Here is a 21,341-nt window from a genome sequence, read left to right on the forward strand (position 1 = left end):
GTCACGCTGCCCCGGATCCGCTCCGAGTCCCCGGCGTTCGACCTGCACCATCCGGAGTTCGCCGCGTTCCATCCGCCCCAGGCGCAGTACCCGGACCCGCAGACCGAACACCCCGGTCCAGGGCCCGGCTCAGGAGGTCCCTCGCCGAGCTGAGCCGTTCGGTGAAGTCCACGGGCTCGACGACCTCGAACTCGAAACCCATGAGCAGCACATGGATCACCATGACGTCCAGGCTCATGGCGCCCGTGCGCAACAGACAGCTGTGCTCGGTCTCGGCCTCCAGCGTGCCGTCCGACGGGGTGACCCGCTGGGCCGCCTCCTCCAGGGGCACCAGGAGACGGAACACCGCCTGTGCGGCGTACGCACGCGTGGAGACGCCCTTGGAGACGTACGCGGCGAGGTCGTCGGCCGGCGGGGTGCGCGGCGCGAAGCGCGGTCCGTGCGGGGGCTTCGGTGTGATGCGGTCCGCGCGGAACGTACGCCAGTCGTCGCGGTCGACGTCCCAGGCGACCAGATACCAGCGGCGCTCGGTGCAGACGAGGCGGTGCGGTTCGACGGTGCGGCGGGTCGAACCGCCGCCGTGGTCGCGGTAGTCGAAGCGCAGGCGCTCCGCGTCCCGGCAGGCGTGGGCCAGTTCGGTCAGGACCGAGGGGTCGACGGCCTGCGCCTGGGGGCTTCGAAGCATCGGCACGGTGAACGCCGTCAGGGCGCCCACCCTGCGCCGCAGTCTGCTCGGCAGGACCTGCTCCAGCTTGGTCAGGGCGCGTACGGAGGTCTCGCCGATGCCCTCGATGCCCTGTCCGGCGGCGGTGCGCAGGCCGACGGCCACGGCGACCGCCTCGTCGTCGTCGAGGAGCAGCGGCGGCAGCTCTGCGCCCGCGCCGAGCTGGTAGCCGCCGCCCGTGCCGGGGCTGGCGTTGACGGGGTAGCCGAGCTCGCGGAGCCGGTCCACGTCGCGCCGCACGGTGCGCGGGGTCACGCCGAGCCGGTCGGCCAGGTCCGCGCCCGACCAGTCGCGGTGGGCCTGGAGCAGCGAGAGCAGGCGGAGCAGTCGTGCGGAGGTCTCCAACATGGGGCTGATTGTGCCCGGCGTCGCGGACAGCCACGGTCCGCGATGGCATCAGCTTCACCGACTGGCCGACGTCACCCCTCGACCGTGTTCGCCTCACGGATCCGTACCGAGAGGTCGTTGTCGTTCGTGTAGTACGCCCCCGCCTCCAGCGCGCCGTGCGCCGCCGTGTCGAGCCGGACCACCGGATAGGTGAAGATCTGCTTCTTGTCCGGGATGTCGTCCAGGAGCCGGGCGAGCCGGATCCGCGGCCCGCTCTCCCCCGCCGGGCGCAGCCAGAGGTCCCAGGGGCCGGGCCCGCTGTCGGCGAGCACGTCGCAGTGCAGGGCGAAGCTGAACTCCACGCCGTCGGCGGTCAGTTCGTAGCGCTCGATCCGGTCGGGCTCGGCGCGACGGGACGCCTCCGCGTATGCGGCGCCGGTCAGCGCGGTGCCGTACACGCGGCCCTGCGCGGTCACCTGGGTGCCCTCGATCCGCAGCTCGCCGATCTCCGCGTGCGGGGCGCGCAGCCAGCTGCGTACGGAGAGGTTGCCCTGCTTGGTCGCGTACGGAATGCGGACGGCGATGTGGCCGCGGGCGCCGCTGGGGGCGCGATCGACCAGCGAGCGCAGGTCGTTGACGCCGGGCGCGAGGCGGCGGGGGGTGGCGCCGCCGACCTCCGCGTAGGCGTTCCAACGTCCCTCGGCCAGCTCGACACTGCTGGGCAGCGCGGCCCGCAGCCGTCCGTCGGCCGCCGGGGAGAGCGGCAGGCGTACGTCCTCTTCGGCGGAGGCGGCGTCACGGCGGCGCAGCAGCAGGTAGGCCGCGCCCTTGCCACCGGGGTCGGTGACGTCGAAGGTGAGGCCTCCGGCGGAGTCGGCTATGCAGTCGGCGCGTGGTGCCGCCGCGACGTCCTGATCGGCACCGGTGTCGCAGGGCGATGAGGCGTCCGAGGTGGCCAAGGCCGTCATGCGGTGGATCCCTTCGTCTGTATGCCGCTGGTCGATACCCCATGTCCGATGTCCCGCACCGCGTACGCACCGCCGAGGAGCGCGCCGCGGGTGCGGTGCAGTGAGCCGCGCATCCGGCCGCCGAAGGAGCTGCCGCGGGCGAGCATCCCGGTGAACATCGCGTCGTAGCGTTCGGCGATGCGGACCGGGTCGAAGCGCTCGGAGTCCTCGAGAGCGGCACCCGCCATCCGCCGGCGGAGTGTGTCGTTGTTGATCAGTTCGAGCAGTCCGCCCGCGATCGCGTCGGGGTTGCCGACCTCGACGAGTCGCCCGTCGACACCGTTGTCGATGATCTCGCCGGGACCGTGCGGGCAGTCGGTGGCCACGACGGGCAGGCCGCAGCGCATCGCCTCGACGATGGTCATGCCGAAGGATTCGAGGCTGGAGGTGACGGCCGCGATGGAGCCCTTGGCCCACTCGGGCTCGATGGGGTGGGCGGGCCCCATCAGGAAGACGTGGTTGTAGAGGCCGAGTTCGTCGATCAGGGCGCGCAGCTTGTCCTTCTGCTTGCCGCCGCCGTATATCCGAAGGCGCCAGTCGGGGCGCTCGGCGCGCACCTGGTCGAAGGCCCGGATCAGCAGGTCGTACCGCTTGACGGGGGCGAGCCGCCCGGCCGCGACGACCCACTTCTGGTTGCCGTCGGCGGGCTCGATGCCGGGCGCGGGCACGGGGTTGGGCACGGCCTGGACGTGGACGCCCGGCAGGCGCATCTTGCGTCGGTAGGCGCGGGCGTCGGCCTCGGTGGTCGTGGTCAGGACGTCGAGGCGGGGGTAGACGCTGCGCAGTTGGCGGCGCAGTTCCTTGGAGTGGCTGTCGAGCGTGAGGTGCTCCTGGCCGACCCGCAGCGGGCCGCGCGTGGTCTCGCGCGCGAGGTGCACGTTCAGGCCGGGCCGCGTACCGACCACCACGTCGGCGCTGACCGAGGAGAGATGCTCGGCGATGCGCCGGTCGGTGAGGGCGCTGTACTGGTCGTAGCGGCCCTCCGCACTGGGGAACGTCCGGGCGGGCCGCAGGGCTTCGGCGGCCTCCCCCTCATATCCGGGGCTTTCCTTGCGCATGTCGACGAGGTGACTGAGCCTGACGCGGGAGTCGGGCGAGAACACGGGCTCGTCGCGGTGCCGGAAGACGGAGACGATCTCGACGTCGTGCTGCTCGGCGAGAGTGTTCGCCAAGTTGTACGTCGTCCGGATCGTCCCGCCGATTCCGTACGCGTTGTGAATCAGGAAAGAGATATGCATGCGTCCCCGTATCCCACGCTTCCCCGCGGACAGTCCTTCTCGTCCGCCTACCGCAGGGTTAGACGGGGATTACGGACAGAGGGTTGGGTTTCATCATCAGCTTGTTCCTGAACAGTTGTGCCATCGGTACCCGGTTTCGGGAACTTTCCTGCTAGGTACACGCATCATGGCTGGTAGGAGAGCTGCGGCACCTCGAAGCAGTTGTCGTTCATGTTCCCCTGTGTGACCCAGCCCTCACTGTCCTTCCAGCGGGCCACGGACACACAGGCCCTCCGGGTGCCGGGCGGCTCGGCCCGCTCCTCGTACGTCACCGGGAGCAGCAGTCCACGTGCCGTGTAGGGCTCACCGCGGTTCATGAAGCGGTCGACGCACGCGCGCGTGACGTCGGCCCGGCACGACTTCGCCGCGTCCGTGAACCACATCGCGGCGGCCCAGCCCTCCAGCTGCCACTGGGAGAGCTCCTTGTGCCCCTTCATGGCGTCGCGGAACTCGCGTACGGCCGGCTGGTCCGTGTCCTCGTAGTTGCGGCTCGCGCCGGTGGCCCACAGGGCGTTGCGGCAGCGCGGCGCGTCCTTGTAGTCGCCGGCCACGGAGGAGGTCCAGTTCTGGACGTTGGTGACCTTGGCGGTGACGTCGGCGCCCACGTCGTCCATCGCCTCGCACAGCTGGGCGTTGCCGTGGGTGTCCATCGCGTCGAAGACGAGGTCGGCGCCCTGCTCCTTCAGGTCGGCCGCCGCCGCGCGGAAGTTGGGCAGCGCGAAGTCGACCTGCTCGGTGACCACCTTGTAGCCCTCGGCCTTCAGGCCCCGGGTGACGAGACGGGCGTACGCGGCGGACGAGGCCTGGTTGTAGGAGACGACGGCGGCGGTGCGCGCGCCCTGCTCCCGCTTGAAGTAGCGGTAGACCTCGGTCCCGCCGATCAGCTTGCCGCCCCAGCCGGGCTTCCCGTCGCGCGGGGCGAGGCTGCCGTAGATCCCGTACAGATGCGGATAGGTGTCGTACGCGGACCCGATCGGCTGGCCCCCGACATCGGGCACGCGCGCGCGGGAGACCCGGGAGGCGCCCGCGTAGTCGAGGGAGCTGGTCGCGACGAGCGCGACGACGCGCTCCTCGTCGACCAGCTTGTGCACGCACTCGTTGTTGCCGACGCCGCTGCCACCGTCGTCACACGTGCGCACCTCGATCTTGCGCCCGTCGATTCCACCGCGTGCGTTGAGCCGTTCGAAGTACGCCTTGGCCCCGTCCCTGGGCCCGGTGAACGCGGAGCCGCCGACGGGGCTCGTCGCGCTGGTGATGATGCCGACCCGGATCGGTGCCCCGGACGGGGCGGGCGCCCTGCTCCTGGACTCGAAGTCGCTCTCGGGGAGCCGGCTGCCGCACCCCGCCACGGCCACGAGCAGCGCGGCGCCCCCTAGGACCTCAGCAGCCCGGACCGGGCGACTCATTGCCGCTCAGTTTCACCAGGGCGCAGAGGGTCTTGACGGACACCTTCCAGGTGTCGTCCTGGTTGACGGAGGTGCCCGAGGCGTCGGGCAGCGCGGTGGCGCCCTTCAGGGTCAGGGCGTACGTCACGTCCGCCTCGGTCGCCGAGGTGAACTCGACCTTGTTGACGTCGGCGCTGACCTGCTTGCCGCGCTCGTCGCCGCTGAAGCTCTTCAGGACGGCGCGCATCTTCGGCCCGTTCTCGAGGACGGCCTCCTTGTCCTTCATGGAAACGGCCGGATCGAAGAACTTCTCGAAGTTCTCCTTGACCTGTTTCTCGGCCGCCGCCGGATCCGCGGGCGCGTCCCCCGCGGGCGCTTCCGAAGAGGCGTCCGGAGTCGACTTCTCCGCGGACGGCTTGGGCGGATCGCTGTCGCCGCCCCCGCCGCTGTCGTCACCGCATGCCACGGCGGCCGGAGCGACGAGCAGGACCGCGGCTGCCGCGAGGGCCGCGCTCCTCACCCTTCCCCGCCTGAGATCGCTCCCCCGCTTGGGGCTGGTCCAGAGAACCATCTGGCTCACCACCGGGTGTCGGTCCGGGCCATCAGGGCCCGGTGCTTTCAGGGTCAGCTTGCAGAAGGCATAGTGCAAGCCATCGGCTGACATGGACAGCCCACCGACGCTACGAACGTGTCCCAGGGGGCGCAGATGCGGGCGGCTCAACCGGATCAGACAGCTCGTTCGGCCCGGCTCCGCGCTGTGCGCCCCGTCCTCTGGGTGGCCTTCGCCGCCCTCGCCGCCGGTGCGGTGCTCTGCGTGGTCGGCTGGTACGGCATCTCGGGCGAACGCTTCGCCGAGCGTCAGCTCCCGTATCTGGCGTCGTGCACGGTCCCGGGCGCGGCGCTGATCATCGCCGGGGCGGTGCTCTTCACCCACGGCAGGAGCGCCCTGGCCACGGCCCGCGTGGAAGAGCTGTACGAGCTCCTGGTGACGGCCGGCACGCCTCCCGCCACGACGGAGCGGCCCGACCCGGTGGCTACCAGCGGCGACTTGCTGATGATCCCCGGCGGCACGCTCTGGCACCGGGCGGACTGCCCCCTGGTGGCGGGAAAGCCGGAAGCGGTCCCCGCGGACGCCCACATCCTCGCGACCGGCGACCTGAGCCCCTGCCCCATCTGCGAACCGCAGCCGACGCCCATCACCCCGTCACCGGAGCGATGACCCGGTGGCCTCCCTGAGCTACGACCTGACGCTGGCCGGGCTCGCGGTCGGCAGCGCGGCGGCCCTCACCGGCATCGGCCTGATCGTCACGTACCGCGCGACCGGTGTCCTCAACTTCGCGCACGGCGCGATCGCGATGGTCTGCGCGTACGTCCTGCGCCAGCTGACGGTGGAGTGGCACTGGCCGCTGCCCCTGGCCACGGCCGTCACGCTCCTCCTGGTCGCCCCGGCCATCGGCCTGCTCCTGGAGAAGGCGGTCTTCCGCCCCTTGTCGATCCTGGGCAGCGATCCGGCCCAGACCCTGGTGGCGTCCATCGGCGTCTTCATCCTCCTGGTCGGCGGCGCCGCGCTGATCTGGGGCCAGGGAGCGAAGGCTGACGCCCCCACGCTCGTATCGGCGGACCCCTGGGCCCCGTTGGCGGTGACGCTCGCCCTGGCCGCGACGGTCTGGGCGGTCACCCGCTGGACCCGCTTCGGCAGCGAGCTGCGGGCCGTGGTGGACAACCGTCCCCTCGCGGTCCTCAGCGGCATCGACGCGGACCGGGTGGCTTCGGCGGGCTGGGCGTTCGGCGCCTTCACGGCGGGCCTCACCGGCGTGCTGCTCGCTCCCTTCGTACGCCTGGACCCCTACGGCATGCCGCTCCTGGTGATGGAAGTGGTGGCGGTAGCGGTGGCGGCCCGCATGCGGAGCCTGTTCATCGCGGTGGCAGTGGCCCTCGGGATCGGCGTGGCCCAGAGCCAGTTGACCCGCCTGCACCCTTCCGGCTGGGCGGAACCCCTCCTCCAGGCCCTGGGGGCCAACCTCTTCGTGGTGGCCCTCCTCATCGCGGCGCTCGTACTCCCGGGCATCGGCTCGCGGAACACGCTCCCCCGCACGGCGGCGGCGCGCGTCCCGGCGCCGCCGGGCGCGTGGATAGTGGCGGCGGTCCTCTTCCTCATCCCGCTGGGCTTCGCGGGCTCGGACCTGACGACCTCGGTGCAGGTCCCGGCGCTTGCGGTGATCCTGCTCTCGCTGGTGATCGTGACCGGCAGAGGGGGCCAGATCTCCCTTGGCCAGGCGGCGTACGCGGGTCTTGGCGCGCTCTTCACCGCCCTCCTGGCGGCGGGCCGTTTCCCTGGCCTGCCCGAACTCCCCCACCTCCCCGCCCTGGCCGTGGCCGTCCTCCTGGTGGCCCCCCTCGGCCTCCTCACCGGCTGGCCCGCGATCAGCCGCCGCGGGCTTGCGCTGGCCCTGGCGACGTTCGCGGTGGGCGTCGGTGTGAGCCGCTTCGTCTTCGCCCAGCCGTACGCGACGTCGGGCCTCACCCTGGACCGCCCTGCGGGCTTCGACAGCGACCGTGCGTACTACGTCCTCGAACTGGCGCTGCTCGCCGCGGCGTTGCTCTTCGCGGTCAGCATGCGCCGGGGCCGCATGGGGCGGGCGCTTGCCGCGATGCGGGATCACGAGGCGGGGGCGGCGGCCGCGGGTGTGCCGGTGCGCACCCTGAAGCTGACGGCCTTCGTGGCCGGGGCGGCGCTTGCCGCCCTGGGGGGCGGGATGCTGGGCATGGGGCTGCGGGCCTTCGACCCCGCCGCGTACGACCCTGTGCGCGGGCTCCTCTGGTTCGCGGCGGTGGTGGTGCTTGGGGCGGACAGTCTGCTGGGTGCCCTGCTGGCTGCGGCGCTTCTGGTGGGCCTTGACGCGGGTACGCGGGGTGGGGTGGCGGCGGCCTTGATCGGCGTCCTCGCGGTGCTGGTCGGGCGCGTGCCGGCTGCCGCCGGGGGTTTGCGCCGCGCTTGCCTGACGCCGCTGGGCGGGCGGGCCCGCAACGCCCTGACCCCAACTCCCCACCCACCCACCCGATCACCCCGCAGCGCAATTGGCGACGGGCCGCAGCCGCCGACGCGACCCGAGGGGACGGTTCGGTATGTCCGCCCGGAGCACGGTTCGCGGCGCTCCGGTGCCGAAACCCCGCGGCCACCGGACGATAGCGAGGACGGACATACCGAGGCGGCCCCGCCCCCAAACGCACCCCTCCGCGAACCCCAGCAGCCACCGGACAACGCCCAGGACACACACACCGGCGCAGCCCCACCCCCAAACACACCCCACCACCAACCCCCGCACCCCCTCACCGCCCACCACATCACCGCCACCTACGACAGCTTCACCGCCCTCGACGACGTGACCCTCTCCGTACCCCCAGGCCACATCACCGCCGTAGTAGGCCCCAACGGCGCGGGCAAGAGCACCCTCTTCCACTGCCTCGCCGGCACCCTCCGCCCCGACTCCGGCCGCATCACCCTCGGCGGCCGAGACATCACCCGCGCCCCCGCCCACGCCCGCACCCGCCTCGGCGTGGCCCGTACCTTCCAGCAACTGGCCGTGTTCCCGTCGCTGACCATCACTGAGAACGTCCAAGTGGGCGCCGAGCAAGGACGCCTGAAGCACCCCCAGGCCACGACCCAGTCTCTTCGCCTCCTCCACCTCCACGGCCAAGACACCCGCCACCACCCCGCCGCAGACCTCCCCACCGGCACCCTCAGACGCGTAGAACTGGCCCGAGCCCTCGCAAGCCACCCCCACACACTCCTCCTGGACGAACCCGCAGCAGGCCTGGACACCGCCGAAGTGGCCGCCCTGGCCCGCGTCCTGCGAGCCCTGGCCGCCGACGGCATGGCACTCCTGGTGGTCGAGCACGACATCGACCTGGTGGCCGACCTGGCCGACACCGTGCACGTCATGGCGGCGGGCCGCATCGTCACGTCGGGCCCCCCGACCGAAGTCCTCCACAGGGCAGCCCCATGAGAACCGGCATCGAACTCCACGAGGCCCGCGTCCGCTACGGCCCCCTCGAAGCCCTGCACGGCGTGACCCTCGCGGCCCCCGCCCCCGGCCTCACCGTCCTCCTGGGCCGCAACGGCTCGGGCCGTACGACAGCGCTGCGGGCCCTGGCCGGCACGGCCCGCCTCACCTCCGGCACCGTCACCTGGGACGGCACGGACGTCACCCGGCTCACCGCTCACGAACGCGCCCGGCGGGGCCTGTGCTTCGTACCCGACGGCCAAGCGGTCTTCGGCCACCTCACGGTCGCCGAGAACCTCAGCCTGTCCGCCCCCGACATCACCCCGGCCCTGGACGCGTACCCCGAACTACGCCCCCTGCTCCCCCGCCCCGCAGGCACCCTCTCCGGCGGAGAGCAACGCATGCTCGCCCTCTCCCGCGCCCTCCTGACGACCGGCGCCGGCGTGATCCTGATCGACGAACCCACCCAGGGCATGTCCCCCACCGTCGCGACCCGTACGTACGACCTCCTCATCGCCCTGAGCACCCGCGCCGCCCCCACCTGCGTCCTCGCCGCGGAACAACGCCTGCCGCCCGGCCTGCGCGAGCACGCGGACCGGACGGCAGTGGTGGTGTACGAACTACGCCGTGGCGAGGTCGTGTTCAGCGGCGAGGCAAGCGAACTCAGCCAACCGGGACCAAAGGCTTAGCCGACACACCAGGCTCGGCAGGCTCCGCAGCCACGGCCGACTCCCCAGGCTCAGCAGGGACGGCTGACTCCGCAGGCTTCTCCGACTCGACAGGCTTAGCCGACCCAACCGGCTTCGCAGGCTCGGCCGGCTTGGCGGACGGGCCAGGCTTCGCAGTCGCGGCCGGCTTGGCGGACGGAGCAGGCTTCTTCGCCCCGGCCGTCTCGGACGGCCTGGCCGACTCGGTGGACGTCTTGGCCGCCTTCTTCGGGATGACCAACTCCGTGCCGATCGCCAGCCTGTCGGGGCGGTTTCCGACCTCCTTGCGATTGGCTTGATACAGGGCTTTCCATCCGCCCTTCACGTCGTAGCGGCGGGCGATGGAGCTCAGCGTCTCCCCCGCCTTGACGACGTGCACGCCGTGCCCGACCCCCCAGCCCTCCCGGACCTTCTTGGGGATCTTCTTGGAGCACACGGGCCAGGCCTTCCAGCCCTGGACCCGCAGCACCTTCTCGGCGACCTTGATCTGTTCCGCCTTGGTGGCGAGGTCGGCACGCGGCGCGTACTTGAGGCCGCCGAACTCCTCCCAGGTGGACTGCTTGAACTGCAGCCCTCCGTAGAATCCGTTCCCCGTGTTCGCGTTCCACCGGCTCGTGCTCTCGCACTTGGCGAGGCAGTTCCAGGCCCCCTCGGTCCGGGAGCAGTCGTACGCCGCGGCGGCGGACCCCGGCCCCGGCCGGGGCGACGCGTTCGCGGACACGGGCAGCAGCAGTGAGGTGACAGCGGCGACGACCAGACCAGCGGGCCACAGCGACCGAAGACTCTTGACCGGCATCGGATACATCCGCCCACGCTAGGCAGCGCCACCGCGGCGCGGAGCCGTGCCGCGCCGCCACGGGCGCGGCCCCACCCGGTCGGACGACCGGGCGGGGCCGCGCCCCAGAGGGACTCGGCTCAGAGATCGAGCCGCTGCCCGGGCAGGATCACGTTCGGATCCCCGCCGATGACCGCCTTGTTGGCGGAGTACACCTTCTGCCAGCTGACGCCGTGCGCGGCCGCGATCCGGCTGAGGGTGTCCCCCTGCCGAACGGTGTAGTCACCGCGCCCGGAGCCCCGGTCGGCATGGCTCGGCGTCCGCTTCTGCGGCTTGGCGGGCTGCTGCCCGGCCGCCTTGGGAGCCTTGGGGGCCTGGGCGGCCTTGGGTGCCGCGGGAGCGGCCGCCGCCCCCGGCGCGCCGCCGGACGCACCCGCCCGCGCCGAGCATGTGGGCCAAGCGCCCCAGCCCTGGGCGCGCTGGACCTTCGTGGCGACAGCGATCTGCTGTGCCTTGGACGCCTTGTCGGCGGTCGCCGCGTAGGCGCCTCCGCCGTACGCGCTCCAGGTCGACGCGGAGAACTGGAGTCCTCCGTAGTAGCCGTTCCCGGTGTTGATGTGCCAGTTTCCGCCGCTCTCGCACTGAGCGATGCGATCCCACACTCCGCTGTCCGCCGCTCCGGCCTGGCCGGCGGCGGTGAGCAGTCCCAGCGGGGCGAGCAACGCCGCTCCGCCGATCACTGCTGTCCTGCGAACGCACTTGGGACGTGCGGACATGAATATCCCTCTCGAAGGACCCGGGATCCCCCAGGTGGCCCGGACCTCCTCGCGCATCTGACGCCGGAGGCCCGCCCACCCCGTCCGCCGGAGTTCGGCACGTTCGTGCCGTGGTGCTTGAGCTGGCTGCCTGGTGCGGCCGGCGGACGTACCCGAGCGGTGCTCGCTGCACACGGCGGTGGAATCTAGGTGTCCGATCGCCCGATATCAACCACCTCCTTGTATTTCCAGGCCAGTTGGCCGTTACCGGGAGTATCGGCTAATTCAGGCCAGCCACTTAATTCGCTGATTTCATGATTTGTCGACCTGTCGTCATGGTGATCTGTGACCCACCTCACCGACCCAACTTCCCTGTACGCAGAAGACGTTGGCGCGGAGTGACGGATTCCGCCGGGCAACTCACCCTCCGCTGCGGATGGTTCGATTCCGTTCGCCTTCACGCGTGACTTGCGCCACTGATCGCCCGTTGTCTCCTTATGAGCCGGGCACACCCCCGGTCCGCACTCAACGAATCCAGGAGCCCCCCGTGCCGCGCATGCTCGACGTCGGCGACGACGTACGCGCCGAGATCGGCGACGAAGAAGCCGACCGGCTGCTCGCCGGAGACAACGCCCCGGGCAGTTACGACTGCACGTCCTGCCGTACCCCGGGCGACACGGAGCAGGAACGCACCAGCACGGTCCTGTTCATCGGCGACGAGACCGCCGTACTCGCCTTCGCCCACGCCACCTGCCTGCCCTCCCAGATCGTCCAGGTCTCCGAGGAGCAGCTGCAGGGTGCCGTGCGCTCGATCACCGGCGAGGACGGCACCGGCGTCGCCGGTGTCGCGGGCCCCGGCCCCGGCGAAGGAGTGCCCGACCAGGCGGTCCTCGGCGTGACCAGCGGCCTCGTGCTCATCGAGGGCGAGCTGCGGCCCGCCCTCGTCGTCGAGCCGACCGGCGCCATCGCCCGCCCGGGGTCTGCTCCCGGCGGCGGCGACGACTTCTTGCAGCTCCTGGTCGAGCAGGGCTTCACGCCGGTGGCCTCGCTCGACGGCGTGCCTCCCGTGCTGCACGGCTGGTCGGTGCTGCTGGCCGCGGGTCAGCTGCACGCCGTGCTCCAGCCCGGCCCCGGCGGCAGCACCCCCGTCGCCTGGTGGCAGGCCCACCACCCGCTCCAGGTCACCGAGGCCTGGCGGACCGCGGCGAACAAGCTCCAGACGGTGCTCCTGTTCGCGGCGCCGGTCGGCTCCATCGGCCGCCAGCCGCGCGAGGACCTGCTGCGCGACGCCCTGGACAAGGCGGCGACGCACGGCCGCCTCGTCGCGGCGGCGATGCCTCTCGCGGGCACCTGAGCCCGTGCGGGCCGCGCCGCCGCCACGCCCCGGGTCCCGACTGCGCCCGTCACGCCCCCGGCGCCCCGTGAAAGCGGCGCGGCCCCCGCATCCGTACGAGACCGGGGTCGTTGGCACATACGTGCACACATACGACCCCTCCCGCCCCCGGCCGGCGTACCAGTCCCCCATCCCCTCCATGCGCTCGGCGCAGGACTCGGGGGGCGACCACTCGGCCACACCGATCTACGACGCGCTCTACTCGGAGTACCGCAGGTCGTTCAAGGCCCTTCCGGGAGACCGGACCGGCGAGGAGGATCTGGGGTTCACGTCGTTCGGCAGCGCGCCGTACGGGACGCACCGTGTCGGCGACCGGCAGGACCCCCGGCACACCACCTTCAGCCAGCTGCACGTCACCCGCTACGGCCACGAGCAGCACGGCACGGTGCACCAGCAGTTCCCCGCGGCCCTTCCGCCGGGCCCGCGCAGGGGGATCTGAGGCACCACCGCCAATGGGCCGGGCCCCGCCTTCTTGATGAAGGCGGGGCCCGGCCCATTGGTCCGTCCGGGGCTACTTCTTGCGGCCGCGCTTCTCGCGCACCCGCACCGAGATGTGGATCGGCGTGCCCTCGAAGCCGAACTCCTCGCGGAGCCTGCGCTCCACGAAGCGGCGGTAGCCATGCTCGATGAAGCCGGAGGAGAAGAGCACGAACCGCGGCGGCTTCGTGCCCGCCTGCGTGCCGAAGAGGATGCGGGGCTGCTTGCCGCCGCGGATCGGGTGCGGGTGGGAGGCCACGAGCTCGCCGAGGAAGGCGTTCAGGCGGCCGGTCGGGACGCGCGTCTCCCAGCCCGCGAGGGCCGTCTCGATCGCCGGGACGAGCTTCTCCATGTGGCGGCCGGTCTCGGCGGAGACGTTCACCCGGGGCGCCCACGCGACCTGGAGGAGCTCGGTCTCGATCTCCCGCTCCAGGTAGTAGCGGCGCTCCTCGTCGAGGGCGTCCCACTTGTTGTACGCGACGACGATGGCGCGGCCCGCCTCGACGGCCATCGTGACGATGCGCTGGTCCTGGACGCTGATCGACTCGCTGGCGTCGATCAGGATGACCGCGACCTCCGCCTTCTCGACGGCGGCGGCCGTGCGCAGCGATGCGTAGTAGTCGGCACCCTGCTGGAGGTGGACGCGCTTGCGGATGCCCGCGGTGTCCACGAACTTCCAGACGACGCCGCCGAGTTCGATGAGCTCGTCGACCGGGTCGCGGGTGGTGCCCGCGATCTCGTTGACGACCACGCGGTCCTCGTTCGCCACCTTGTTGAGCAGGGACGACTTGCCGACGTTCGGGCGGCCGATGAGCGCGATGCGGCGCGGGCCGCCGATGGCGGTGCCGAAGGTCTGCTCGGGCGCCTCGGGCAGCGCGTCGAGGACGGCGTCCAGCATGTCGCCGGTGCCGCGGCCGTGCAGCGCGGACACGGGGTGCGGCTCGCCGAGGCCGAGCGCCCACAGGGCGGTGGCGTCGGCCTCGCCGGAGGGGCCGTCGACCTTGTTGGCGCACAGGACGACGGGCTTGCCGGACTTGCGCAGGAGGCGCACGACGGCTTCGTCCGTGTCGGTGGCGCCGACCGTCGCGTCCACGACGAAGACGACCGCGTCGGCGGCCTCGATCGCGTACTCGGCCTGGGCGGCCACGGACGCGTCGATGCCGAGGACGTCCTGCTCCCAGCCGCCGGTGTCGACGAGCTTGAAGCGGCGGCCCGCCCACTCGGCCTCGTAGGTCACGCGGTCGCGGGTGACGCCGGGGCGGTCCTCGACGACGGCCTCACGGCGGCCGATGATGCGGTTGACGAGGGTCGACTTGCCGACGTTCGGGCGGCCGATCACCGCGAGGACGGGCAGCGGGCCGTGGCCCGCCTCGCCGATCGCGCCTTCGACTTCCTCGGCGTCGAAGCCCTCTTCCGCGGCGAGCTCCATGAACTCCGCGTACTCGGCATCGCCAAGCGCCCCGTGCTCGTGTTCAGGCGAGCCTTCGGGCTGGATCTGGTCGTTCATGAAGTCCGTACCTCTGTCGTATTCGTGATCGGTGGACCGTCTCGCGACGATCCACTACTGAAAGTCTCGCTCAGCGCCCGGTCAGGCGCCTGGCGTCCGCCAGGTGGGCGGTCAGCCGCTCCTGGATGCGCACGGTCGCCTCGTCCAGCGCCTTGCGCGTACGCCGTCCGCTGTCGTCGCCCGCTTCGAAGGGGTCGCCGAAGACGACGTCGACCCTGCTGCGCAGCGGGGGCAGCTTCTTTATCAACCGTCCGCGCTTCTCCGTGCTTCCCAGAACGGCGACCGGAACGATCGGCGCCCCGCTCCGTACGGCGAAGTACGCGAGGCCGGCGCGCAGCGAGGCGAAATCGCCCTCGCCCCGGGTGCCCTCGGGGAAGATCCCGAGGACGCCGCCGTCGTCGAGCACGCCGAGGGCCCGGGTGATCGCCGTGCGGTCGGCGATCTCGCGGTCCACCTTCACCTGCCCGATGCCGCGCAGGAAGCGGTCCAAGGGGCCTATGAAGGCTTCCTTCTTGATGAGGAAGTGCGTCGGCCTGGGTGCCGTCCCCATCACCATCGGGCCGTCGACGTTGTGGGAGTGGTTCACGGCCAGGATCACCGGGCCGGTCGCGGGGACCTTCCAGGCGCCGAGGACGCGGGGCTTCCACAGGCCGTACATGAGGCCGACGCCGATGCGGCGGCCGACCTCCGCACCCCGTTCCGACGGCGCCGCGGTCACTTCGCCGCCCGCTTCTCCTCGACGAGGGTGACGACGCACTCGATGACCTGCTGGAGCGTGAGCTCGGTGGTGTCCACCTCGACGGCGTCACCGGCCTTGGCGAGCGGGGACGTCTTGCGGCTGGAGTCGGCCGTGTCCCGCTTGATGAGCGCCTCACGCGTGGCGGCGACGTCGGCACCCTTGAGCTCGCCGCTGCGGCGGGCGGCGCGGGCCTCGGGCGAAGCCGTGAGGAAGATCTTCAGGTCGGCGTCGGGCAGGACGGTCGTACCGATGTCACGCCCCTCGACGACGATGCCCTTCTCGGCGGAGGCGGCGATGGTGCGCTGCAGCTCCGTGATGCGGGCGCGCACCTCGGGGACGGCGCTGACGGCGCTGACCTTGGAGGTGACGTCGGTGGTGCGGATCGGCCCCGCGACGTCCGTGCCGTCGACCGTGATGGTCGGGGCGAGCGGGTCGGTGCCGGAGATGATCTCGGGCTTGCCCGCGACCGCGGCGATGGCGGTCGGGTCCGTCAGCTCGATGCCGTTGTGCACCATCCACCAGGTGATCGCGCGGTACTGGGCGCCGGTGTCCAGGTAGCTGAGGCCGAGCTGGGCGGCGACGGCCTTCGAGGTGCTCGACTTGCCCGTGCCGGAGGGACCGTCGATGGCGACGATCACTGATGCCGGGGCGGTTTCCACGGTTTCCACGGGGTGCGAAACCTCTCTCAGGACGCGGGGGCAAGGTAGCGGGGCGCAGACACGCCCCGCACAAGGTTACTGGCTCCCGCGCGCACCTCTTACTGCCGGATGCCCCGGGCCTTTACTGGCGGATCGCCCAGCCCCGCTCCCGCAGTGCCGCGGCGAGCACCGGGGCCGCCTTCGGCTCCACCAGGAGCTGGATGAGGCCCGCCTGCTGGCCCGTCGCGTGCTCGATGCGGACGTCCTCGATGTTCACACCGGCCCGGTCCGCGTCGGCGAAGATCCTCGCCAGCTGCCCCGGCTGGTCGTTGATGAGCACCGCGACGACCTCGTACGCGGTCGGGGCCGACCCGTGCTTGCCGGGTACCCGGACCTGCCCCGCGTTCCCGCGCCTCAGCACGTTCTCGACCCCGGCGGCGCCCTCGCGCCGCTTGACGTCGTCCGCCGACTGCAGCGCCCGCAGCGCCGTCACCGTCTCGTCGAGATCGGTGGCGACGGCGGACAGCAGATCGGCGACGGGGCCGGGGTTGGCCGACAGGATGTCGATCCACATCCGCGGGTCGGAGGCCGCGATGCGCGTGACGTCACGGATGCCCTGCCCGCACAGGCGCACCGCCGTCTCCTCGGCGTTCTCCAGACGGGCCGCGACCATGCTGGAGACCAGGTGAGGCATGTGCGAGACGAGCGCGACCGCGCGGTCGTGCGCGTCGGCGTCCATGACGACCGGCACGGCACGGCAGAGGGCGACGAGCTCAAGGGCAAGGTTGAGGACCTCGGTGTCGGTGTCGCGGGTGGGCGTGAGGACCCACGGCCGCCCCTCGAAGAGGTCGGCGGTGGCGGCGAGCGGGCCGCTGCGCTCGCGCCCCGACATGGGGTGCGTGCCGATGTACGGGGTGAGGTCGATACCGAGCGCTTCCAGCTCGCGGCGCGGGCCGCCCTTGACGCTCGCCACGTCGAGGTAGCCGCGGGCCACATCGCGCCGCATGACGTCGGCCAGCGTCGCCGCGACGTGCGCGGGCGGCACGGCGACGACGCACAGGTCGACCCGCCCCTCGGGGGCCTCGTCGGTGCCCGCGCCGAGCGCGGCCGCCGTGCGGGCCTGTCCGGGGTCGTGGTCGGCGAGGTGCACGGTCACGCCGCGCGATGCGAGGGCCAGGGCGGCGGAGGTGCCGATCAGGCCGGTGCCGATGACGAGGGCGGTTCTCACTGGGCGATGTCCTTGCGCAGGGTGGCCGCGGCGCCGAGGTAGACGTGCGTGATCTCGTTGCGGGGGCGGTCGGACTCGATGTGCGCGAGGACGCGGACGACCCGGGGCATGGCTCCGTCGATCTGCAGCTCCTGGGCGCAGATCAGCGGTACGTCGAGGATGCCCAGCTTGCGGGCCGCCGCCGCGGGGAAGTCGCTGTGCAGATCGGGCGTCGCGGTGAACCAGATGCTGATCAGGTCCTCCTGGGTCAGCTCGTTCCGCTCGAGGATGGCGGTGAGCAGCTCGCTGACCTGCTCGTCCATGTGGTCGGCGGCGTCCCGCTCCAGTTGGACGGCGCCCCGGACCGCTCGTACCGCCACAGTGCTGCTCCTCGCTCGCGTACGTATGACTGATGTACCGACAAGGGTAGTCAGGGCCCTGGGGACGAGTGCGCGGCGCCCGCCTGCCGAGACGGACGCCGCGTGCCTCACCGGGGTGGGGAGCACGGTGGGGTCAGAGCTTCTGCTCCTTGATGATGTCCTCCAGCGAGCCCGCCGGGACCTGCCCCTCCGGGGTCAGCTTGTCGACGGCCTGGGGCAGCTGCTGCGCGATCTGGTCGGCGGCCTCGTCGCGGCTGACGCCCGCGTCGTTGGCGACCTTGTCCAGGGTCTCGTCGGGGACGGCCTGCTTGACCTGGTCCGGGCTCAGCGGCTGGTTGCCGCCGTTGCCGACCCAGGAGTCCAGCTGCTCCTGGCTGACCAGGCCCGACTTCGTGATCATGTCGAGGAGGCCGCCCAGCGGGTTGCCGCCGGAGCCGCCCTGGGCGCCGCCGCTCCCGCCCGCGCCGCCCAGCAGACCGCCGAGCAGCGAGCCGAGGACGTTGCCGCCTCCGGAGCCGCCGGCCGCGCCGCCTTGGCTGCCTTGGCCGCCGCCGAGGAGACCGCCGAGAAGGCTTCCCAGATCGTTACCCGCCATGGTCCCGCCTTTCGAGTGAGTGGCCGGGTCGGCGCCTCGGAGGGGCGCGGACCTCAGACCATGACAATGTCGCCCGAATCGCCCCCTGTCGCCACTTGGCCCGATTGGTGGCCGTTCAACTATGGACGCCGGGGCACGGGTCCGCTTGCATGGAGGGGCCGTCAAGGCCACGCCTCGGGGGAGGCCGCATGAAGCGCTCAGGCCCGCTCTACACGCTTCTCGGGGGGCTGCTGCTCGCCCTGTTCATGCTGTCGCTCAACGCGACGACAGGGACGGGCAATTCGTCGTACGGAGGGGACTCGCCCGGCGCCGCGTCGCCTGCCCCCTCCGCCTCGGAGCCCACCAAGGACGCGCCGTCTCCCACACCCACCAAGAGCCCCTCACAGAGCCCGTCGGAGAAGCCGCCGCCCGGGAAGTCCGAGTACGCGGGCCGCACGGCCGACGACGCGGCCGCCGTCTCCCTCTCGATCCGTGACGACAAGGCCATCGCGTACTACTGCAACGGCCGCGACGCGGAGGCCTGGCTGAAGGGCAACGTCAAGGACGACGGCTCCATGCGCCTCACCGGCAAGCACGGCGCGAAGCTGGACGGCACGCTCGCCGGAAACGCGGTCACCGGCACGGTCGAGATCGACAAACAGCCACGGGACTTCACCGCCGCCAGGGCGAAGAAGCCCTCCGGCCTGTATCGCGCGACGACCGAGGTGCGCGGCGCCGAGATCGACGGCGGCTGGATCGTCCTGCCCGACGGGCAGCAGGTCGGGATCCTCAAGGAGGACGGCAAGCCGCGGAAGGCACCGCGCCTCGACCCTGAGACCGGCACCGTCCCGTTCGACGGCGGCGATCTCACCGCCCGTCCCGTCGTGCCCTGACCCCGCTCCGCCCCGACCAGGGAGCCTCCATGAGCGTCGATCCGAACGCCGCCACACAGGGCGGTTTCACCCCACCTCCCGCGGCGGGCGACCATCGCCGCCCGAGCGCGGCCCGCTATGTCGTCCCCGTCCTTGTCGCCGGGGCGGTCGCGGTCGGCCTCGGGGTGTACGGCAAGACGCACGACCCCGAGGGCACTGCCTTCAACCTCGCCGGGTTCAGCAGCACGAGCGCGGTCAAGGCCTGGCTGGGCACGACGGCGTTCGCCTTCGCGCTGGTCCAGGTCGTATCGGCGTTCATGGTGTACGGACGCCTGCCGGGGCCGTCCTGGTCGTCGGCGCTGCACCGCTGGTCGGGCCGGATCGCGTTCCTGGTGTCGGTCCCCGTGGCGGTCCACTGCCTCTACGCCCTCGGGTACCAGACGTACTCGACCCGCGTGATGTGGCACTCGCTGCTCGCCTGCTTCTTCTTCGGCGCGTTCAGCGCCAAGATGCTGCTGCTCCGCTCGGAGAGGCTGCCCGGCTGGCTGCTTCCGGTGGTCGGAGGCCTGGTCTTCGTGGTCCTCACGGTGGTCTGGTGGACGTCGGCGCTGTGGTTCTTCCGTACGCTCGGGGTGACGACATGAGCGACGCGGCCCCCTCACGGCGCACCGTCCTGGCCGCGGGCGGGGTCGTCGCGCTGACCGCCGGGTGCAGCAAGTACGGGGACGAGGGCGCGGAGCCGGAGCCGCCGAAGTCGCAGCCGCCCGCGGCGTCCTCCTCGCCGCCGAAGTCCGGCGGGAAGGATCAACCGCCTCCCAAGGCCGAGGAGTTGGCCAAGACCTCCGACATCGCGGTCGGCGGCGGCAAGGTGCTCAAGGACAAGAAGATCGTCGTGACCCAGCCCGAAGAGGGCGACTTCAAGGCCTTCTCCGCGGTCTGCACGCACTCGGGCTGCACGGTCAGCGAGGTCGCGGACGGCACGATCAACTGCGCCTGCCACGGCAGCAAGTACCGCGTGGCGGACGCCTCGGTCGCGGACGGGCCGGCGCCACGCCCGCTCCCTCCTCAGACCATCACGGTCACCGGAAATTCGATCACGCGCGGCTAGCCGGTGGCCGTACGCTCCCGGCATGCACCGCCCCACGGACACCGACCTGGACCTGGTCCGCGACCACACCGTCTACGCCTGTGTGATGGGCTCGCGCGCCTTCGGCCTGGCCACGGACGGCAGCGACACCGACCGCAGGGGTGTCTTCCTGGCCCCCACACCGCTGTTCTGGCACTTCGAGAAGCCGCCCACGCACGTGGAAGGACCGGCGGACGAGCAGTTCAGCTGGGAGTTGGAGCGCTTCTGCGAGCTGGCCCTGCGTGCCAACCCGAACATCCTGGAGTGCCTGCACTCCCCCGTGGTGGAACACGTGACGGACACCGGCCGCGAACTCCTGTCCCTGCGCGAAGCGTTCCTCTCCCGCCAGGCTCACCAGACCTTCGCCCGCTACGCGCTGGGCCAGCACAAGAAGCTGGAAGCGGACGTACGCCTGCACGGCGCCCCACGCTGGAAACACGCCATGCACCTCCTGCGCCTCCTGATCAGTTGCCGCGACCTCCTGCGCACCGGCGAACTGACGATCGACGTGGGCGACCAGCGCGAGCCGCTGCTGGCGGTCAAGCGCGGCGAGGTGCCCTGGCACGAGGTCGAGTCCTGGATGCGCCGCCTGGCCGAGGAGGCCGACAAGGCGGCCACCCGCACCCCGCTCCCCGCTCCCCGCCGAGCCTGACCGGGACCGCGTGGCGGACTTCCTGTTCCGCGCACGGCGAGCGTCAGCCCTGGAGCCGCACCCGAACGACGAGATCATGCAGCGCGTCGAACGCGGAGTGACCCCGAGGAAGCGCTGAGTCCGCCTGCGCCTGGTCCAGAACTCCGTGCAGCCGCTCCACATCGGCGGCCACGCGTGCGTGGTCCACGTCGGCGCCGCCGTGCTCGGCCTCGGTCTTGGCGGCGACGAGGTCGGGCAGGTAGGCGGGCGCCACGGAGTCGCCCGCCTCCCCCATGAGCGTGGGCAGATGGGCGATCACGGACCCGCTGCGCATTAGATGGATCCCGGTCAGCAGCACGCGGAAGGTGTAGAGCAGCGGCTTGAGCTCGCCGTTCCTCTCGAAGAGCCGCCACTGGGTCTTGGCGAACCCCCGGTAGTGGTGGGCGTGATGACTGGTGAGGACGGTGGGCGCGAGCGAGACGAGCTCCGCGTGGGCGTCCGTCGTGTGCGCCACCAGCGGCGAGAGCAGCTGCTCCAGGACGTAGCCGTTGTGCCGCAGCATCAGCCGCACGAACTTGCGCAGGTCGTGCGTCACGAGGTCCATCTCCACGCCCTCGTGGTCCCACATCCTCGAACGGGTCTCCTCCGGCTCCCGCAGCCCCACCAGATCGGCCACCGGCAGCAGGTGCACCCCGCGCAGATCGACGTCGGAGTCGCGGGACGGGAAGCCGTACAGGTGAGCCCCGGAGACCGTCGCGAACAGCAGCGGGTCCGCCTGCTCCGCGGCGACGGAGGCGAGTTGGGCGTAGAGGCCGGGCCCCAGGTCGACAGTCATG

Annotated in this window: 22 protein-coding genes and 1 pseudogene; 9 read left to right on the forward strand and 14 right to left on the reverse strand. The window is 71.8% G+C overall.

All coding sequences use genetic code 11. From position 1 onward, the window contains the following. Window position 1: 1 nt before the first annotated feature. The 5 genes from ACWGI2_RS38620 to ACWGI2_RS38640 all read right to left on the reverse strand — a co-directional run bounded on the left by ACWGI2_RS38620 (window position 2) and on the right by ACWGI2_RS38640 (window position 5,291). Window positions 2–1,072, reverse strand: a complete 1,071-nt coding sequence (locus ACWGI2_RS38620) for a helix-turn-helix transcriptional regulator (RefSeq protein WP_453700555.1) — start codon at window positions 1,070–1,072, stop codon at window positions 2–4. A gap of 71 nt (window positions 1,073–1,143) precedes the next feature. Next, window positions 1,144–2,019: a hypothetical protein gene (locus tag ACWGI2_RS38625; RefSeq protein ID WP_453700556.1), complete on the reverse strand. Its 876-nt coding sequence runs from the start codon at window positions 2,017–2,019 to the stop codon at window positions 1,144–1,146. Beyond that, on the reverse strand, window positions 2,016–3,296 hold the full coding sequence (locus ACWGI2_RS38630) for a glycosyltransferase family 4 protein (RefSeq protein WP_453700557.1): 1,281 nt from the start codon (window positions 3,294–3,296) through the stop codon (window positions 2,016–2,018). The genes ACWGI2_RS38625 and ACWGI2_RS38630 overlap by 4 nt, the downstream gene beginning before the upstream one ends. Before the next feature lie 164 nt (window positions 3,297–3,460). Continuing rightward, window positions 3,461–4,741, reverse strand: a complete 1,281-nt coding sequence (locus tag ACWGI2_RS38635) for an ABC transporter substrate-binding protein (protein WP_453700558.1) — start codon at window positions 4,739–4,741, stop codon at window positions 3,461–3,463. Next, the gene (locus tag ACWGI2_RS38640; protein WP_453399259.1) at window positions 4,716–5,291 is read right to left on the reverse strand and encodes a hypothetical protein; all 576 of its coding nucleotides are present in this window, start codon (window positions 5,289–5,291) and stop codon (window positions 4,716–4,718) included. The genes ACWGI2_RS38635 and ACWGI2_RS38640 overlap by 26 nt, the downstream gene beginning before the upstream one ends. Window positions 5,292–5,426: 135 nt before the next feature. Here ACWGI2_RS38640 and ACWGI2_RS38645 point away from each other — a divergent pair, with 135 nt between their 5' ends. Genes ACWGI2_RS38645 through ACWGI2_RS38655 form a run of 3 tightly spaced genes read left to right on the forward strand, consistent with a single transcriptional unit; the run spans window position 5,427 to window position 9,413 of the window. Beyond that, window positions 5,427–5,939 carry a hypothetical protein gene (locus ACWGI2_RS38645; protein ID WP_453700619.1) on the forward strand — a complete coding sequence of 171 codons (513 nt, stop codon included), beginning with the start codon at window positions 5,427–5,429 and terminating at the stop codon, window positions 5,937–5,939. Window positions 5,940–5,943: 4 nt separating this feature from the next. Further along, window positions 5,944–8,727 (forward strand): ABC transporter permease subunit, encoded by a 2,784-nt coding sequence (locus tag ACWGI2_RS38650; RefSeq protein WP_453700560.1) that lies wholly within the window; start codon window positions 5,944–5,946, stop codon window positions 8,725–8,727. After that, window positions 8,724–9,413: an ATP-binding cassette domain-containing protein gene (locus tag ACWGI2_RS38655; RefSeq protein ID WP_453700562.1), complete on the forward strand. Its 690-nt coding sequence runs from the start codon at window positions 8,724–8,726 to the stop codon at window positions 9,411–9,413. Before ACWGI2_RS38650 ends, ACWGI2_RS38655 begins: the two co-directional genes overlap by 4 nt. Here ACWGI2_RS38655 and ACWGI2_RS38660 read toward each other — a convergent pair. Together ACWGI2_RS38660 and ACWGI2_RS38665 are read right to left on the reverse strand one after the other, a co-directional pair. Further along, on the reverse strand, window positions 9,388–10,227 hold the full coding sequence (locus tag ACWGI2_RS38660) for a transglycosylase family protein (RefSeq protein WP_453700563.1): 840 nt from the start codon (window positions 10,225–10,227) through the stop codon (window positions 9,388–9,390). The two genes, ACWGI2_RS38655 and ACWGI2_RS38660, sit on opposite strands and share 26 nt — an antisense overlap. Window positions 10,228–10,346: 119 nt before the next feature. Beyond that, window positions 10,347–10,982 carry a transglycosylase family protein gene (locus ACWGI2_RS38665; RefSeq protein ID WP_453700564.1) on the reverse strand — a complete coding sequence of 212 codons (636 nt, stop codon included), beginning with the start codon at window positions 10,980–10,982 and terminating at the stop codon, window positions 10,347–10,349. 526 nt (window positions 10,983–11,508) lie between these two features. On the opposite strand from ACWGI2_RS38665, the gene ACWGI2_RS38670 reads away from it, so the two are divergent. Both ACWGI2_RS38670 and ACWGI2_RS38675 read left to right on the forward strand, forming a co-directional pair. Next, a complete protein-coding gene (locus ACWGI2_RS38670; protein ID WP_453399254.1) occupies window positions 11,509–12,315 on the forward strand; it encodes a hypothetical protein in 807 nt (268 codons plus the stop codon). Window positions 12,316–12,493: 178 nt separating this feature from the next. Further along, window positions 12,494–12,793: a hypothetical protein gene (locus tag ACWGI2_RS38675; protein WP_453399253.1), complete on the forward strand. Its 300-nt coding sequence runs from the start codon at window positions 12,494–12,496 to the stop codon at window positions 12,791–12,793. A gap of 72 nt (window positions 12,794–12,865) precedes the next feature. Here ACWGI2_RS38675 and der read toward each other — a convergent pair whose 3' ends face one another. From der to ACWGI2_RS38705, 6 genes are all read right to left on the reverse strand, one after another. After that, window positions 12,866–14,338, reverse strand: a complete 1,473-nt coding sequence (gene der / locus ACWGI2_RS38680; RefSeq protein WP_453700566.1) for a ribosome biogenesis GTPase Der — start codon at window positions 14,336–14,338, stop codon at window positions 12,866–12,868. A 70-nt stretch (window positions 14,339–14,408) separates the two neighbouring features. After that, the gene (locus ACWGI2_RS38685) at window positions 14,409–15,095 is read right to left on the reverse strand and encodes a 1-acyl-sn-glycerol-3-phosphate acyltransferase (protein ID WP_160504188.1); all 687 of its coding nucleotides are present in this window, start codon (window positions 15,093–15,095) and stop codon (window positions 14,409–14,411) included. Beyond that, window positions 15,053–15,736 carry a (d)CMP kinase gene (gene cmk, locus ACWGI2_RS38690; protein ID WP_453399634.1) on the reverse strand — a complete coding sequence of 228 codons (684 nt, stop codon included), beginning with the start codon at window positions 15,734–15,736 and terminating at the stop codon, window positions 15,053–15,055. The genes ACWGI2_RS38685 and cmk overlap by 43 nt, the downstream gene beginning before the upstream one ends. 121 nt (window positions 15,737–15,857) lie before the next feature. After that, a complete protein-coding gene (locus ACWGI2_RS38695) occupies window positions 15,858–16,943 on the reverse strand; it encodes a prephenate dehydrogenase (RefSeq protein WP_453399251.1) in 1,086 nt (361 codons plus the stop codon). Then, window positions 16,940–17,302 (reverse strand): chorismate mutase, encoded by a 363-nt coding sequence (aroH, locus tag ACWGI2_RS38700; protein ID WP_160504191.1) that lies wholly within the window; start codon window positions 17,300–17,302, stop codon window positions 16,940–16,942. The genes ACWGI2_RS38695 and aroH overlap by 4 nt, the downstream gene beginning before the upstream one ends. A gap of 133 nt (window positions 17,303–17,435) precedes the next feature. Next, the gene (locus ACWGI2_RS38705; RefSeq protein WP_453700568.1) at window positions 17,436–17,897 is read right to left on the reverse strand and encodes a YidB family protein; all 462 of its coding nucleotides are present in this window, start codon (window positions 17,895–17,897) and stop codon (window positions 17,436–17,438) included. Window positions 17,898–18,085: 188 nt separating this feature from the next. Between ACWGI2_RS38705 and ACWGI2_RS38710 the strand changes: the two genes are divergently transcribed. The 4 genes and pseudogenes from ACWGI2_RS38710 (at window position 18,086) to ACWGI2_RS38725 (ending at window position 20,644) form a co-directional block, all read left to right on the forward strand. Then, on the forward strand, window positions 18,086–18,769 hold the full coding sequence (locus ACWGI2_RS38710; protein ID WP_453700570.1) for a hypothetical protein: 684 nt from the start codon (window positions 18,086–18,088) through the stop codon (window positions 18,767–18,769). Window positions 18,770–18,798: 29 nt separating this feature from the next. Beyond that, window positions 18,799–19,392, forward strand: coding sequence for a DUF6529 family protein (locus ACWGI2_RS38715; RefSeq protein ID WP_453700571.1), 594 nt, complete (start codon window positions 18,799–18,801; stop codon window positions 19,390–19,392). Then, the gene (locus tag ACWGI2_RS38720; protein WP_453700573.1) at window positions 19,389–19,856 is read left to right on the forward strand and encodes a Rieske (2Fe-2S) protein; all 468 of its coding nucleotides are present in this window, start codon (window positions 19,389–19,391) and stop codon (window positions 19,854–19,856) included. The genes ACWGI2_RS38715 and ACWGI2_RS38720 overlap by 4 nt, the downstream gene beginning before the upstream one ends. Window positions 19,857–19,878: 22 nt before the next feature. Further along, window positions 19,879–20,644 (forward strand): annotated as a pseudogene (locus ACWGI2_RS38725) (nucleotidyltransferase domain-containing protein). Here the strand turns inward: ACWGI2_RS38725 and ACWGI2_RS38730 are convergent. Then, a complete protein-coding gene (locus ACWGI2_RS38730; protein WP_453700575.1) occupies window positions 20,570–21,340 on the reverse strand; it encodes a nucleotidyltransferase domain-containing protein in 771 nt (256 codons plus the stop codon). The pseudogene ACWGI2_RS38725 and the gene ACWGI2_RS38730 overlap by 75 nt on opposite strands. Window position 21,341 lies beyond the last annotated feature (1 nt).

The organism is Streptomyces sp. NPDC054866 (assembly GCF_053610745.1).

Excerpts from the sequence above, each read along its gene's own strand:
- ACWGI2_RS38625 (WP_453700556.1), bottom strand. The coding sequence starts at position 2,019 with ATGACGGCCTTGGCCACCTCGGACGCCTCATCGCCCTGCGACACCGGT.
- ACWGI2_RS38640 (WP_453399259.1), bottom strand. The coding sequence starts at position 5,291 with ATGGTTCTCTGGACCAGCCCCAAGCGGGGGAGCGATCTCAGGCGGGGA.
- ACWGI2_RS38635 (WP_453700558.1), bottom strand. The coding sequence starts at position 4,741 with ATGAGTCGCCCGGTCCGGGCTGCTGAGGTCCTAGGGGGCGCCGCGCTG.
- ACWGI2_RS38705 (WP_453700568.1), bottom strand. The coding sequence starts at position 17,897 with ATGGCGGGTAACGATCTGGGAAGCCTTCTCGGCGGTCTCCTCGGCGGC.
- ACWGI2_RS38675 (WP_453399253.1), top strand. The coding sequence starts at position 12,494 with ATGCGCTCGGCGCAGGACTCGGGGGGCGACCACTCGGCCACACCGATC.
- ACWGI2_RS38715 (WP_453700571.1), top strand. The coding sequence starts at position 18,799 with ATGAGCGTCGATCCGAACGCCGCCACACAGGGCGGTTTCACCCCACCT.
- ACWGI2_RS38720 (WP_453700573.1), top strand. The coding sequence starts at position 19,389 with ATGAGCGACGCGGCCCCCTCACGGCGCACCGTCCTGGCCGCGGGCGGG.
- ACWGI2_RS38730 (WP_453700575.1), bottom strand. The coding sequence starts at position 21,340 with ATGACTGTCGACCTGGGGCCCGGCCTCTACGCCCAACTCGCCTCCGTC.
- ACWGI2_RS38710 (WP_453700570.1), top strand. The coding sequence starts at position 18,086 with ATGAAGCGCTCAGGCCCGCTCTACACGCTTCTCGGGGGGCTGCTGCTC.
- ACWGI2_RS38655 (WP_453700562.1), top strand. The coding sequence starts at position 8,724 with ATGAGAACCGGCATCGAACTCCACGAGGCCCGCGTCCGCTACGGCCCC.
- ACWGI2_RS38630 (WP_453700557.1), bottom strand. The coding sequence starts at position 3,296 with ATGCATATCTCTTTCCTGATTCACAACGCGTACGGAATCGGCGGGACG.
- der (WP_453700566.1), bottom strand. The coding sequence starts at position 14,338 with ATGAACGACCAGATCCAGCCCGAAGGCTCGCCTGAACACGAGCACGGG.
- ACWGI2_RS38620 (WP_453700555.1), bottom strand. The coding sequence starts at position 1,072 with ATGTTGGAGACCTCCGCACGACTGCTCCGCCTGCTCTCGCTGCTCCAG.
- ACWGI2_RS38665 (WP_453700564.1), bottom strand. The coding sequence starts at position 10,982 with ATGTCCGCACGTCCCAAGTGCGTTCGCAGGACAGCAGTGATCGGCGGA.
- ACWGI2_RS38660 (WP_453700563.1), bottom strand. The coding sequence starts at position 10,227 with ATGCCGGTCAAGAGTCTTCGGTCGCTGTGGCCCGCTGGTCTGGTCGTC.
- ACWGI2_RS38645 (WP_453700619.1), top strand. The coding sequence starts at position 5,427 with ATGCGGGCGGCTCAACCGGATCAGACAGCTCGTTCGGCCCGGCTCCGC.